The sequence below is a fragment of the Rhodococcus sp. ACS1 genome (genome assembly GCF_002300155.1).
Classification (GTDB): Bacteria; Actinomycetota; Actinomycetes; order Mycobacteriales; family Mycobacteriaceae; genus Rhodococcus_F; species Rhodococcus_F koreensis.
Map to the genome: position 1 here is coordinate 800,317 of NZ_NSDZ01000001.1, position 13,585 is coordinate 813,901.

13 protein-coding genes and 2 pseudogenes are annotated in these 13,585 nt (G+C 67.6%); 3 read left to right on the forward strand and 12 right to left on the reverse strand.

Features of this window, described 5'->3' with window-relative positions; translation table 11 throughout:
- Positions 1–8: 8 nt before the first annotated feature.
- Entirely contained in the window at positions 9–461 is a 453-nt protein-coding gene (locus CJ179_RS03790; protein WP_095860722.1) for a histidine phosphatase family protein, read from the forward strand.
- Positions 462–483: 22 nt separating this feature from the next.
- On the opposite strand, the gene CJ179_RS03795 is transcribed toward CJ179_RS03790, so the two are convergent.
- The 4 genes from CJ179_RS03795 to CJ179_RS03810 all read right to left on the reverse strand — a co-directional run bounded on the left by CJ179_RS03795 (position 484) and on the right by CJ179_RS03810 (position 4,852).
- On the reverse strand, positions 484–1,824 hold the full coding sequence (locus tag CJ179_RS03795) for an alpha/beta fold hydrolase (RefSeq protein ID WP_244163578.1): 1,341 nt from the start codon (positions 1,822–1,824) through the stop codon (positions 484–486).
- Between the two features lie 253 nt (positions 1,825–2,077).
- Positions 2,078–2,326, reverse strand: a complete 249-nt coding sequence (locus CJ179_RS03800; RefSeq protein WP_244163579.1) for a hypothetical protein — start codon at positions 2,324–2,326, stop codon at positions 2,078–2,080.
- 448 nt (positions 2,327–2,774) lie between these two features.
- Entirely contained in the window at positions 2,775–2,966 is a 192-nt protein-coding gene (locus CJ179_RS03805) for a hypothetical protein (protein WP_072937899.1), read from the reverse strand.
- A gap of 8 nt (positions 2,967–2,974) precedes the next feature.
- Positions 2,975–4,852, reverse strand: coding sequence for a transposase (locus CJ179_RS03810; protein ID WP_257015303.1), 1,878 nt, complete (start codon positions 4,850–4,852; stop codon positions 2,975–2,977).
- Positions 4,853–5,679: 827 nt separating this feature from the next.
- On the opposite strand from CJ179_RS03810, the gene CJ179_RS03820 reads away from it, so the two are divergent.
- Positions 5,680–5,919 (forward strand): three-helix bundle dimerization domain-containing protein, encoded by a 240-nt coding sequence (locus CJ179_RS03820; RefSeq protein ID WP_072937897.1) that lies wholly within the window; start codon positions 5,680–5,682, stop codon positions 5,917–5,919.
- A gap of 196 nt (positions 5,920–6,115) precedes the next feature.
- Positions 6,116–7,489, forward strand: coding sequence for a wax ester/triacylglycerol synthase family O-acyltransferase (locus CJ179_RS03825; protein WP_095860723.1), 1,374 nt, complete (start codon positions 6,116–6,118; stop codon positions 7,487–7,489).
- Between the two features lie 124 nt (positions 7,490–7,613).
- Here CJ179_RS03825 and CJ179_RS03830 read toward each other — a convergent pair.
- The 8 genes and pseudogenes from CJ179_RS03830 to CJ179_RS03860 form a co-directional block, all read right to left on the reverse strand.
- A pseudogene (locus CJ179_RS03830) lies at positions 7,614–7,895 on the reverse strand (hypothetical protein); the annotation flags it as partial.
- Between the two features lie 48 nt (positions 7,896–7,943).
- Positions 7,944–8,408, reverse strand: coding sequence for a MarR family winged helix-turn-helix transcriptional regulator (locus CJ179_RS03835; protein ID WP_095861052.1), 465 nt, complete (start codon positions 8,406–8,408; stop codon positions 7,944–7,946).
- Positions 8,409–8,501: 93 nt separating this feature from the next.
- A complete protein-coding gene (locus CJ179_RS03840) occupies positions 8,502–9,533 on the reverse strand; it encodes a glutamate ABC transporter substrate-binding protein (RefSeq protein ID WP_257015304.1) in 1,032 nt (343 codons plus the stop codon).
- Between the two features lie 20 nt (positions 9,534–9,553).
- Positions 9,554–10,897: a hypothetical protein gene (locus CJ179_RS03845; protein ID WP_095860725.1), complete on the reverse strand. Its 1,344-nt coding sequence runs from the start codon at positions 10,895–10,897 to the stop codon at positions 9,554–9,556.
- A 27-nt stretch (positions 10,898–10,924) separates the two neighbouring features.
- The gene (locus tag CJ179_RS52585; protein WP_241031706.1) at positions 10,925–11,233 is read right to left on the reverse strand and encodes a DUF3349 domain-containing protein; all 309 of its coding nucleotides are present in this window, start codon (positions 11,231–11,233) and stop codon (positions 10,925–10,927) included.
- A 48-nt stretch (positions 11,234–11,281) separates the two neighbouring features.
- Positions 11,282–11,692, reverse strand: a pseudogene (locus CJ179_RS52590) (DUF3349 domain-containing protein); the annotation flags it as partial.
- On the reverse strand, positions 11,599–11,862 hold the full coding sequence (locus CJ179_RS03855) for a hypothetical protein (protein ID WP_095860727.1): 264 nt from the start codon (positions 11,860–11,862) through the stop codon (positions 11,599–11,601). The pseudogene CJ179_RS52590 and the gene CJ179_RS03855, both read right to left, overlap by 94 nt.
- A 24-nt stretch (positions 11,863–11,886) precedes the next feature.
- Positions 11,887–13,065: an inorganic phosphate transporter gene (locus tag CJ179_RS03860; protein WP_095860728.1), complete on the reverse strand. Its 1,179-nt coding sequence runs from the start codon at positions 13,063–13,065 to the stop codon at positions 11,887–11,889.
- Positions 13,066–13,585 lie beyond the last annotated feature (520 nt).

Sequence of the window (13,585 nt, forward strand, 5' to 3'; positions counted from 1 at the left end):
GCCCTGGGATGTTCGTCCTGCTTCGGCACGCCCATGCGATAGGAAAGCAGAACTGGGGCGGGCCCGACGCCGACCGGCCCCTCAGCGCCCTGGGACGTGACCAGGCCACCGGCCTCGTCGGCACACTCGCCGGAGTCGAGCTGCGCGTCCTGTACTGCAGCCCGACGACCCGCTGCCTCGACACCCTCGTCCCCTTGGCCGCTGCCCACCGCCTGCCCATCCACGAACATCCGCTGCTCGCCCCGGATGCGGCTCCCGACGACCTGTGTGCCGCGCTGGACACCATCGAACTCGCCGGCACCCTGTGGTGCACCCACGGCGAAGTCCTCACCGGGCTGGCCGCTTGCACGCGCGATGACGGAACACGCATGTACCCCATCGGGCAGACTGCGAAGGGCGGAGCCTGGCTGCTGAATGCACATGCCCCACTGCGCTATATCGACCCCGTGCCACCGCAGTAGAGCCAGGTCATGGTTTCGGACCTCAGGCGATGCGCCCAGTGTTCGAGCGGGTCGACTCACGTCGGCCACGGGCTCCGGCAGAGTGGAGGGATCGCCTCGCGCCGCGTCGTGCGCTCATCGATTGTCGCTGCCTGACCGCACCCCGCTGGGCTGTGGTGGCGAGCTGCTCGCGGATCAGACGGAGCGTGATCTCGGGCCGCTCGAACTGGGGTACGTGCCCGCAGGCGTGCAGCGTCACCGACCTGGCGGTGGGAACGGCGCTCGTGACGTGCCGGGCGAATCGGGCCGGAACGAGTGTGTCGCGGTCGCCCCACAGGAATAGCGCGGGCACCTCGAGGCCCGCGATCCGGTCCCAGAGGCCTGTCTCCCCGAACGGCTCGTCGAGATACAGGCCGAGCAGCGCCGACCACAGCGCCCGGCGGCGGGAGGCATGCCGCAACGACAGCTCCCATTCGTCAGCTGCGGCCTCGTACCAGTGCCGCGGCACCACGCCCGGATCCGCCAGCAGGGCCCGCAGCCCGGCACGGGCCCCCGCGTGGAGGAGCCGCGGCGGCACGGCGAGGGGAAGCCGCGCCACATCCAGCGGAAGCAACCGGGCCAGTGAGGTCAGTCGGCGCCGGCGACGGAAGGCCATCGCCGGGCACACCAGCACCAACCCGGTAACAGCATCCGGGTCGCGCAGCGCGAGTTCGAGAGCGACGCGGCCGCCGAGAGAATGTCCGATCAGCGCGGCGCCGCGGGCGTCGACCGCATCGAGGAAGGCCCGTAACCAGCGATGCAACTGTTCGGGGGTGTAACGCCAGGCCGGGGCCGCCGAGGATCCGAACCCAGGAAGATCGGGGCAGATCACCCGATGGTCCGATGCCAGGTCTGCCAGCACCGGCAGCATGGAGGAGTTGTTGGCACCGAGACCGTGCAGCAGCACCACCGGCCGTTTGTCCGGGTCACCCGCTTCGAGGTATCCCGTGTGCACCCCGTAGGCGCTGGTCTCGCGGGCACGTGCCCGTGTCGGCAATTCGACGTCGGGCGCGAAGGTACCGCCGATCGCGAGGACCGTTGTCATGCTGCCGCGGATCTCGAGTGCACCGGACAGGAAAGCGTCGGCCACGCTGATGCGGCCGGCGAGCAGGTCGCCGAGAGTGGCCGCGTCGGTGCGGACGGTGCTTGTCGGGTGCGCAACCCCGCCGCGTCGGTACGTGACGGTGCCTTCGTCGATGCGGACGGTCCATTTGCCGTGGTCGGTGATGTCGAGGTTCATCGTGACCCGCCGGTGGCCGAGCGCGCTGCGGGTGACATCGCGTGGCAGATGCTTGGCGAGACAGATTTCCGGATCACAGCTCACGGGTGAGCGTGCCATGGTCATGACCACTCCTTACCGCTCCGATACCCACCGGTCCAGGTCGGATCGCTGAGGATGCACTCCCTCGTGAGGAGTGCATCGGTGCGTTGCTCCTCGGGAACGATGTTTGCCGTTCCGTCCTAGTTTCAACACCGGCGAGGCACCGACTAATCCGCCTGATCCCGTATTTCGGCTCCGGGGCCTGCCGGCTGCGGCACCCGCGACATGCGTCCGACCGCGAACACGATTGCCACGACCGCCAGATACGCCGCCCAGATCAGCAGGAACGGACGCAGCCATCCCTCGTCGACCGTTTCCCCCGGTCCCCGACGCAATACAACGCAAAGTTGGTGGAAGTCCCGTCGCCGTCGGAATAGGTATCCGACACGACCATCCCCTCGTCCATCGGCTGTTCACAGAACACCGGGGCAAGGTAGACCGCCTGGCCCGGCCAGATCACCGACGCAACCAACGTGAACATGCCGACGGCCGCCACAACGCCGATCACCCACCACAATGCCGGCATCACCCTCCGTCGCCGCCGCGGCGCGGGCTCCACACCCGAGATCCTCCACAGCGGAGACCATCACCGGACTGGCGTCGCTCAACCACTCGCCGTCAAAGGTGTACCGGTCGAGCTGATCCGGCTTCGCAAGGGTTCCCGACCGTCACATCCAGCGGCTCGACCGGCGCCACATCGACACTCGTCACCTCCACGTCTGCAACGCCGTACCGGGTGCCAAGCTCCGCCAACCCGTCACGGACGAGTGCGCCCGTCATACCCCCACCACGTGTCCGCATCGCAGCATCGAAATCCGCTCGATCAACAGCGCCGACACAACTTGTGACACACAACGCCACGCACAGCGCCGTCACCGACAAAACTGACGAACGCAACGGTGACGCCGCCGATTTCATCGCGTGAGAATATCCGAAGCCACCTTCGCAGCGTCACGCCTGATCCGGGGCGGCGATCATCCTCGGGCGGGTCCGGGGCCGTCCAGCTCGGGGTACCGGGCGGTCAGACGGGCCAACAACTGACACGCCTCGCCGCGTTGCCCGCGCAGACGTATGCCTTCGGAGTCTTCGGCACCGGTGTATCGCGGGGTGGACTCGATGCGGGCGGTGAGCGCCGCGATCTCCTCGTGCAGCAGGTCCCGAAACACCTGAGCGTCTACGTAGATCTCATACTCTCTGCCACTGGCGTGGCGGGCGTGGGAGATGTACGTGTGTCACGGCTACCCGCATCACCGTGCGGCGGTGCGGGTTTGACCGTGTCCCACACCGACGCTTGAGGTGCAGGAACATGATGTTTCGGAGTCACCCCCACCTGCTGTGGTGTGGTGGGCAGGCTGTGGCGGACCCGGCGATGCCGCGGCCTGCTCGGGGTCGGGCTGGTCTTGTCCCGGGACTTGCGGACCGGTGCGTGCTCGGCGACCCGGATCGTGGGCAGCTGCCCACGCCGGCGGGCGACTTTGTTTCTGCCGAGGAGCGCACGTTTGGCCAGGTTCACGCCGGCAACGTGGTCGCGGTTGCCGCCGACCCGGCAGCGGGGACACCATGCGGTGTGATAGCCGCCGGGGCGTACAAGCGGTGCGTCGCAGCCCGGACACAATGCGGACGATCCCCGGGCCGGCACCGAGACCACCGCGACACCGACACCGGCGGCGGTGTGCGCGAGGGCGGCGACCGCTTTACGGCGGGCCGACTGCGCGGCCCGATTGTTGTTGACCCGACCGTGCCCGCGGGTCTCGAGGGTCGTCAGATCCTCCACCGCGATCATCTCCGCGCCCGCCGCCTCGGCGTACTCGGTGACCTGGCGGCCGAAATGAAACGCGAGTTCCCGGTTGATCTTTCCCCGCTTGACGCCCACCGCCTCGCGGTGGGCGTCGAGGACGGCGATCTTCGCCTCCAGCCGGGTACGGACCTCGGGTGGGGCGGTGGCAGCCAGTTTCTCCAACCGCGCCGCCTTACGGTGCAGCATCTGCCCCTCGGTCTGCAGGCGTGCGAGTTTGGTCCCGAGGCCGCGGTCGTCGTAGGCGAAGCCCCGGTAATCCGAGGACAACCCGTCCGAGTTCTCGGTGGTGATGGCGGCGGCACCGAGCGTGGACGGGGACCAATCGACCCCCACCGCGACGGTCGCCGATCCCAGGTCACAGTCGGGGACGAGTTCGGTCGCCGCGCACCGCCACAGCAGACCCTTCCGGTCGAGGACGAGGGTCGGCAGATGCCAGTCGGTGATCGCCCGGCCGTGCAGGTGCCCGGGGATGGCGGCGGTCAGCCGGACCCGCCGCCACTGCGCCCGCCCCGCCGGGGCGGGGCAGGTGGGCAGCTTCACCGTCAACACCAACTCACGCCCTGCCGCGGTGATCTGCGCGAGCTGCCGATCGGCTGCCGAGAGTCGGGCCATCGCGCTCGTCTGCGGCGGGCCCTGGACGTCGGTGATCCGCAACCGGTCGGCCGGTGCCCCGTCGTCGGTGTGGCCGGCGTGTGCAACAAGCTGGCGCCGCACGCCCCGGGCGAAACCCATTGGCACACAGTCCGCGGCGGCGGTGGTCGGGGCTATCCGGCCGGTGGCCGGGTCGAATCCCTCAGACAGCGCGGTGATCGCGGTGTCCCGATAGGCGAGGGTCCGCAGGGTGGCCATCACCTGCGCGGCCACCACCCGCGTGACCCGCGAGGGCACGTAGATTCCGTCCGGGTAGTGCGGGTTCCAGCCGAGGCGGGCCGCGGCGACGTGACCCTGTGCGGGCAGCCTGCGGTCCTGGTGGTCCCGTCCGGCGGCGAGCACGTCGAATGTCGCCGGCTGCCACAGCCGCGACGCCAACTGGCCGCCGGCCGTGGTGATCAGGTCGAGGAGCCACCCCACCCGGGTGTCGACGTCGTCGAGCCCGATCGGCTCACCGGTCGCGTCGTCGACCGCCACATGGGCGCGGGTGGTGAACGCGAACTGCCGCGGCGTCGTGCAGACCCCGTCGTTGATGCTGTGTCGACCACAGCGCCCGGAGAACGGGCCGGACAACGATGCCGGCACCGCCGTGACGTCATTCATCGACCCTCCCATCAGCACAGGTGACCTCCCCCTCTCGTACGATCTCGACTGTAACGCCGACCTCCGACAAGCACCGCCCGAACCAGCCCACGGGCGAACCGGCCCAATCGATCCCGCGCCACACCACCCGCACCACCGTGAACCGACGCTCGGCCGCGCCGCCGAGCATCCGGCCCAACCCCGCCCGCCGCCCCGCGGACTCGGGGCCGCGATCCACGCCTACCCCACTACACCTCACCAGTGGCGCTGTCCCGCACCATCTTTTCCCGATTGGCCATCGACGTCCCGTTGTCCTGTCGAGCCCCACACCCGGCAAGACACTGCCTCCACCCCCTTTCCGGCGTCGCTCCCGCACAGTCCCCTCCGGGCCTGCCCAGAAAGGAGCGAGGTCCGCGCGGTCAATGATTCGGTGACCCGAACCGACACGCCCAGAAGACCACCAGCCCCATGCCGCCGTATTGCACACCACAACCACCGACATCCCAAGCATTCCGCGGCGTCACCAATTCACACAGGCAGACAATGCCAGAACCGATTACTAGTGTTAGACATATCGGCAACAGTTGAACGCCTGCGCGGCATCAGGGTCGACGTGCTCGGTCGGTGTCATCCGGTTCTCCTGCTCGCTGAGGCCGGATCCACACCGGCGGTGCCGCGGTGCGTCACAAGACTGCGCCGCTGCAATCCACCGGCACATCGTTGTCGAGCCCGCCGACCGGCGTCAACCCCGCCCCCCGTCCCGGACACGGCCGGCAACGTCTGTGCTCTGCAGGTGAACCTGGGGAAACCCCTTCCTCACAGCGGTCGACGGGACGACAATTTCTGTTATGGACGTCACCGAGCGGCAGCACATCGACGTGGTGCGCGCACACCTGATCCAGCGATATCAATACCTCGACCCCGGCCGGGTCGAGAATGCGGTCGAGACCGCCCATCATCGATTCGACAGCTGCCCGATCCGGGACTTCGTGCCCCTGCTCGTCGAACGCGCCGCGGTGAAGGCACTCGACAAATCCGTGACGATCGCGCCGTCCAGCGCGTACCCGAGAGTGCACGAGTCGCCCTAGTCGTCACGTTGCCCCGACGGCGAGAACCCGCGCGCATCCCACATTCCGCGGACCTGCGTGCCTGCGTGGAATCAGTGCCGTCCGGTGTCTGTGGTCTCGACGGAAACCACGATCCTCGTAGACGCGGTGTGCTCTGCCGGGACCGCACAAGGCCGGGAGGTGGGACGTGCGAGCTGGGATCGGCGGGCTGGCGCCGATGAGCCCGACCGAGGCGATGTTCTTGCTGTTCGAATCCCCGTCGCACCCGATGCACGTGGCCACACTGACCCTGTTCGATCCCCCGAAAGACACCGCATCCGGTGCCCACGCCGCCGACATGGTCGAGCGCCTGCACGCGAACACCGAGGCCTCCGAGCTATTCCGCAAATGGCCCATCCGCCCCCTGCACGGGTATCCGTGGTGGCGGTCGGAAAGAGTCGTCGATCTCGGCTACCACGTGCGGCACAGCGCCGTTCCCGGCGACGGCACCATGGCCGAGCTGCTGCGGCTGGTCTCGCAGATGCACTCGATCCCGCTCGATCCGCAGCACCCCATGTGGGAGATGCACGTCATCGAGGGCCTGACCGACGGGCGCACCGCCGTGTACACGAAATTTCACCTGTCCTTGACCGACGGCGCCTCCGGGATGCGGCTGCTGCACCGTACGCTCTCGGTCGATCCGGACAGCCGGGACTGCCCAGCGCCTTGGAGCCCGTCCGTCGCGGCCCCTGCTCCACATCAGTCACTGGACCCACGCGGAGTGCTGTGGTCCGGCCTGGTCATCACGCGGGAGATTGCCGCCGCCGTCCCTACTCTGGTCCGCGCCGGCTACCACGGCCTGACCGAGGAAACCCTCACGCTGCCTCTTCAGTCCCCGCCGACGATCTTCAACGCCCCAACCGGCCGCGCCCGTAAAGTCTCCGCCCGATCCTGGCCCCTGAAACGGTTGCGCCGGCTCGCCGCCCGCACCGGCGCACCGTTGGACGTAGTGGTGTTGACGATGTGCGCGGGAGCGCTGCGCACGTATCTCCTCGACCAATACGCCCTTCCCGACGCGCCTTTGACCGCGATGCTCCCCGTCCCGCTCGACCTCGGCGAGGGCCCCACCATCAGGCCGGGCGGCGACCGTGGGATCGGGGCAATGGTGGTGTCCCTGGCCACCGACGAAGGCGACCCACTCGCCCGCCTGAACCGGATCGCCGACTCCGTCGCGCACACCAGTGGAGTTGTCGCCGCCCTGAGCCGTACCCAATTTCAACTGATCAGTGCCCTGACATTGAGTCCGATCATGCTCGACCCGGTCCGCCGGGTCCTCGACGACATCCCGCCGCCGTTCAACGTGATGATCTCCTACACCCCGGGACCGACCCGACCGCGGTATTGGAACGGCGCCCATCTCGACGCCGTCTACCCGATCCCGACCCTCGCGCGTGGCCAGGCGCTGAGCATCACACTGACCAGTCGATCCGGGCAGTTGCACGTCGCGGTGGTCGGCGACCGCACCGCGGTCCCCCACCTGCATCGGATCATCGGCCACCTCGACGCCGCATTGACCGACCTCGACACCGCGGTCGGTGCGGCCTCCCCGTGACGCGGACGGCGCATCACGCGAATGGTCCCCCACGCAGGGTCATCGGCGGTGTTCGGGCTCCGGTGCAATGGGGTTGCCCTGCCAGCGGGTCGAGTCGGGCACTCGATCCCCGCGCATCACGAGAGACGTCGCAGTCGACCCAGTACCCGAACAGATCCGTCTCGGGTTCGATCGAGCAGCCCACGCCGAGTTCGATCATTCCGGCGACGGGCGGCAGGGTGTGCAGGTCGACCCGCCGTCCGATCTTCGCGCCGAGTGCGCGCGCGAAATGCACCATCCAGGTGGCGCCGGACAGGTTCGCCGCCCCACTCGCCTCGATCAGCCGCTGGGCCACCCAGATACGGAGGTGTAGGGAACCGCCACGTAGGTAGGTTCCCGGTGCGATCTTCCGCAGAAGCAACCGAGCCGGTAGAAAAACGGTGCAACGGACACCGTGGAACCGGGGCTGCGCCGGCTACGTGGATGGGGTGGCGTATTTCTTCGGCAGGCCCAGCGCCTTCAGGACGAGGCGTTGCAAGCTTCGGCGTTCCTTCGCCGACAGGTTGCCGTAGAGCTGATCGGATGCCTTCTCCACCAACTCGTCGCTGCGCTCCCGGACCTGCCGGCCTGCCGACGTCAACGACAGCACGTGCTTGCGCCTGTCCTTGGCGTTCTTGGTGCGGGCCACGAACCCGCGCTTCTCGAGGTCGTCGAGCAGTCGCACCATGTCGCTGCGATCGACCCCCAGTACGTCGGCGAGCTGCTTCTGGGACAGCTCACCGGGCTCCTCGAGACAGCAGAGAATCCAGTGCGTACGCAGATTCAGCCCCTCGGCCGCCAGCACACCCTCGAGGTCCTCGCGTCCCACCCGATGCAGCTGCGCCACCACGAACGTGGGGTTTCGCAACAGGCGCTCCGGGGGCGTCGTGGATGAAGACATGAACCCCACCGTAGCAGTAATGGGGATTTGAGATGATGGATAATCCCCACTAATTGCGAGCCTGCTCCGCTGGTCGGATCGACCGGCGGATCCTCAATCCCGATAAATCGGCGTAGGCGGGCCGGCGACCGGACCGAGGACGGTCAACCACCGGTCGTAGAGCCTCATCCACGTTCCGTCCACGCGCAGCCGGTCGAGGGTGCCGTTCACCAAGCGCACCAGATCGGTGTTGGTCTTGTTGATGCCGATGCCGTACGGCTGCGTTTCCAGCGATGGTCCGACGATCTCGAGGGTCGGATCCTGAGCGGCCAGACCCGCGAGGATGGCGTCGTCCGTGCTGACGGCATCCGCCTGCCGCTGCTGGAGAACCATCAGACAATCGGCCCAATCGGGAACCGCGACGATCGTGGCCTGCGGCTGGACCCGCCGGATCGTCGCGAGCGAGGTGGTGTCCGTGGCGGCGCACACCCGTCTGCCTGCCAGGTCCGCAGACCCCGCGATCCCCGACCCCTCCGTCACCAGCACACGCTGGTACGCCTCGAGATAGACGGTGGAGAACGCCACCCGCTCGGCGCGCTGACACGTGATCGTCATGGTTTGCGCGACGATGTCGACCTGGTTCTTCTCGAGCGCGTCGAGGCGGCCGCCCGGGGTGAGGAGTCGGAACTCGACCTTCGCCGGGTCGCCGAGGAGATCGCGGGCGACCTCCCGCGCCACGTCCACATCGAATCCCTCGAGGGTATCGGTGGTCGGGTCACGAAAACTGAGCAAGTTGGTGTCCTGATCGACGCCGACGATCAGCCGGTCCCGCGCCACGATGTCGGCGACCAGCCTCCCCGGTGGCACCGCACCCGCCGGAACAGGGGGTCCCGGACGCAGGCTCGCCGACGCCCCGCACGCCGACGGCGGAACAGGCGCCGGAGGGACGAGACCCGACGGCGGGATGATCTGCGTTCCGTTCGGCAGAGACTGTTCCGAATAGTCGCCTGCGACGGCGGGAGTGTCGGGCGCGGGTGTCCCACAACCGGCGAGTACCGCGACGGTGGTGACGAGCACGCCGATGAGGCCACGAACACGAGATTCTCGGCGCCCATGTGCATGCTCGACGCGGGGATTCGTCAGCATCCACTCACCTCGCCGGGACATCAGTGGTACTCGTTCAGTCTGGGCCAGATGCCTCCGCCGACCGAGAACCCGGCGAGCACGCCGAGCACGACCGCACCGACGCCCAACAGCGATGTCGAGCGATACGCCTCGGCCGTGGCCTCACGTTCCTCGTTCCTCAATTGGTTGATCGCGGACTGCAACGCCTCGTCGAGCGCGAGAAACCGGGCAGCCGGCGCGAGTGCCCCCGGATCGACCGCCATGGCGGCGGCCGCCGGGTAATCCCCGATCACGAGTTTCTGCTGCAGCGATTCGTGGGTGCTCCGCCAGCCCTCGAGCGCCGCGGCGGCATCGGCGATCGCGGCGTCGGCGGCCTCGCCGGATGAGTTCCGGTGTTGTTCGAGTATCTCGGACAGCACCGTCGAATGCCGCGAGAAGTCGACCTCGGATTGGGGGTCCGAACCGCGTTGCAACACCCCGAGCATCTCGTCCGCCCGGGCCTGTTGCGCCAGAATCCGGGCCGTAGCGATAGCGCTGAGTGGTTGCGCCCCATCAGTCCTCGCACGCTCACCCGCCGACGTCGATATCCCGAACGCTGCCACCGACCACGTCAGGAGGCTCGCCATGAGGAGTGTGGCCACGATCAGGCCGGGGTTGAACAGCCGCCGGCTCTTGCGGGTCAGGTACACATGCGCGAGCACGAGCGCGCCGAGAGCGGAGGTCGTCACAGCGAACGCGGCCACCGGCAGTCGGGTTGTCCGCATCTGTGTGGCGGCCACCGACTTCCACTGCTCGGTGCAGAGGCGGTGCGCCAGCGGCAGGATGGTGCTCTGCATCATCGACGACGCGTTGCGCAGATACGTGATTCCGATCGGGTTTCCCGAGCGATCGTTGGCGCGGGCGGTGGAGACCAGACTGGTGTATTCGGCGAAACGCCGCGACACTTCCGACAGCAGGCCCAAAGCTTCCGTGTCTGCCGGATCGACGCCGTTCGAGGCGGTCACCAACGCGTTGGAGGCATCACCGACAGCCTGGTTGTAATCCTCACGTACCGCCACCGGTTCGACCCCGCCGAAGATGAAGGACGTTGTCGCGGCGGCGTCTGCGATCGACAGCGAGCTGTAGAGGCTCTGTGCCGCGTCGGCGAGAGGCTCCGAGTGGGTCCGCAAGGCGTTGATTTCCTGTTGACGCGCCCCGTTGATCGCCGAGGTGACCGTTCCTGCAGCGAGGGCGGCAGCGACGAGGACGAGGGCGATCACCGACAGGCGCCCGGGGGTCGATGCGACGAAGCCCCGCCAGGAGGGCCGGCGCCATTCGGGCTCGATGAGCAGCGACTCGTCCAGCGCGTGCGGGTCGTCGGCTACGGTGTCTCCACGCAGGAACACCAGTCCTCCTCGCTGATCAGCGCCCGGTCAGTGCGACTCGTCGATCGCCGCCTCGTCCGGGATGGCCCAGCCACCGGCCACGAGGTGGGCGTGAACCCGGTCGACATCGGCGTCGAGGGGCTTCTCGTCGGTGACCTCGGCAATCATCACCTGGATGTCCGGCTTGCCGATCGGGAGATCGCCCTGCTCGACCAGTGTTGCGGTGATCTCGCGGACCTCCTCGTCGGACAGCCGCCGGCGCAGCAGGGCTATGAGGGGGATGTAGTCCGTCTCGGGCACACCCAGTGGATAGCCGGCGCGCAGCCATTCGATGATGTTGGTCAACAGGGGCGGCAGTACCTTCACGAGTGGAGGTTTCTCCTCGATCGGCGCAGCCAGCGGCCAGCCTCCCGCGGCGAGGCGAGATGCCACCCGCTTGACGTCGTCGTCGCCGGGATGCTCATGGGCCAGGCGGGCGATGGCCTCTTCGATCTCCGCGCGGTCGATCTTGCCGTCCTCGAGGGCATGCCCGTCCGGGGCCGACAGCTCGTCGACGATCTCACTCACCTCGGTCTCGGTGAGCCTGCGGTGCAGGACGGCGAACAGCGCGATGTAGTCCTCGCGGGGCACCCCGTGTGGGTAGCCCTCGCGCACCCAGCGCAGGACCTTCGCCGGAACTGAAGTGATCGGTTGTCGTGGCACTGCACGCGTCCTTTCCGGGTTCAGAAAACGGTGATCCCGAAATCGTGGGCGAGGAAGTCCTTCATGATGAAAAGTATTCCGGCGACGATCGCGACGAGGACCACCGCGAAACACGCCAGACCGGCGATCAGAGCGGCCGGTGTCCGTGTGGCACCGTTACCGTTCGCGGATGTCGTGACGCCCAGTGTCAGGAACCGGATGCCGAGCGCGAAGATGGCGGGCAGCCCGGCGCCGAAGAGCAGGCCGATGAGAACGACCTGCCAGAGCGAGTCCACGGTGTCCATGAACAGATCCACGTTGCCTGCCTCTCAGATCTGAGCCGAATGCGAGCTGGGCGCCTTCTCGGACGGCGGGGTCAGACCGCCGTCCCACTCCTCGTTGACGTTCGAGGTGTCGATCGGGTTCCGCCGCGAGCGCAGATACAGGGCTCCTGCTGCTGCCAGGAGCAGCGCGAACACCACGAGAACACCTGGCAGCCCACCGATCGCGTCGGCGATTACCCAGCACACCGCTCCGACCACAGCGGCCGAGGGAAGGGTGAACAGCCACGCGACCGCCATGCGTCCGGCGACGCCCCACCGGACCTCCGCCCCGGACTTGCCGATTCCCGTTCCGAGGATGGATCCGGTCGCCGTCTGCGTGGTCGACAGCGGCAGGCCGAAGTGACTGGAGGTGAGGATGATGGCGGCCGAGGAAGACTCGGCGGCCATACCCTGGGGCGACGTGATCTCGACGAGACCTTTGCCGAGCGTCCGGATGATCCGCCAACCGCCGAGGTAGGTCCCCAGAGCGATCGCGAGGGCGCAGGAGAATTTCACCCAGAACGGCATCGCCGTGTCGGCCGTGATGGTGCCGTGCGCCACCAGCGCCAGAAAGATGATGCCCATGGTCTTCTGAGCATCGTTGGTGCCGTGGGCGAGTGAGACCAGGGACGCCGACCCGATCTGCCCCCAGCGGAATCCTTCCTCCTTGGCATTTTCCTCGACGCCGGCGGTGATGCGGTAGATCAGCCAGGTGCCGATGGCAGCGACCAGAGCTGCGACGACGGGTGCGAGGACGGCGGGGATGACGATCTTGCTCATCACGCCCGACCACTCGACACCGCTCATCCCCAGGGCCGCGATGGTCGCGCCGATCAGCCCGCCGAAGAGGGCGTGCGACGAACTCGACGGAATGCCGAGCAGCCAGGTCACGAGGTTCCACAAGATGCCACCGACGAGGCCCGCGAAGACGATGATCAGCAACGCCTGCCCGCCGGTGTCGGTGAGGTTGACGATTCCCTTGGCAACGGTCGCCGCCACCTCGACCGACAGGAACGCGCCGACCAGGTTGAGAATCGCGGACAGTGTCACCGCGACACGGGGTTTGAGCGCCCCGGTAGCGATCGAGGTGGCCATCGCGTTGGCGGTGTCGTGGAAGCCGTTGGTGAAATCGAAACCGAGGGCGGTGACGACGACGATGAGAAGAACGAGAAATTCTGCGTTCACTGTTCCAGTCTCGTCGGGGCGTACCCGGCACACCAGACTCCACCTGGGTGTTCATGGTGTGTTCAACTCCGGGTAATCACAATGAGACCGATACACGGGCGCACCCACTTCACGATCCGTTCAGGCGAGGCGATCCGATTTCCCTCGCCCTCGCGGCGGCGTCGGAGATGTGTGTGCAGCGCGACCGGGGTGATGCTGGTGTCGAGACAGACGACGAACGTTACGCAGATTCCGACGAGGAGGATGGCTGGCGCAGGCCGGTGTCTGAATGCGAAGTCACGAAGCCAGCGTAGGATTGCTGAGCGAAAGCCACTACTCTGCACTGGTTTTCACTGAGCCCGGTAGAACTTGGCTATCGCCCGGGTGGCGCAGGTATGAGACGTTTTCTATCGCGCGGGCCCACTCCCCCTATCGTCGCTGCGTGACCCCGCCCGGCGCGGTACCGGGAGGGGAATTCGAGGTGCGGTGTTCACCGCACCGTCACCCCCGGCTGCTGTGGTGTCTTCCGGAGAACACGGAA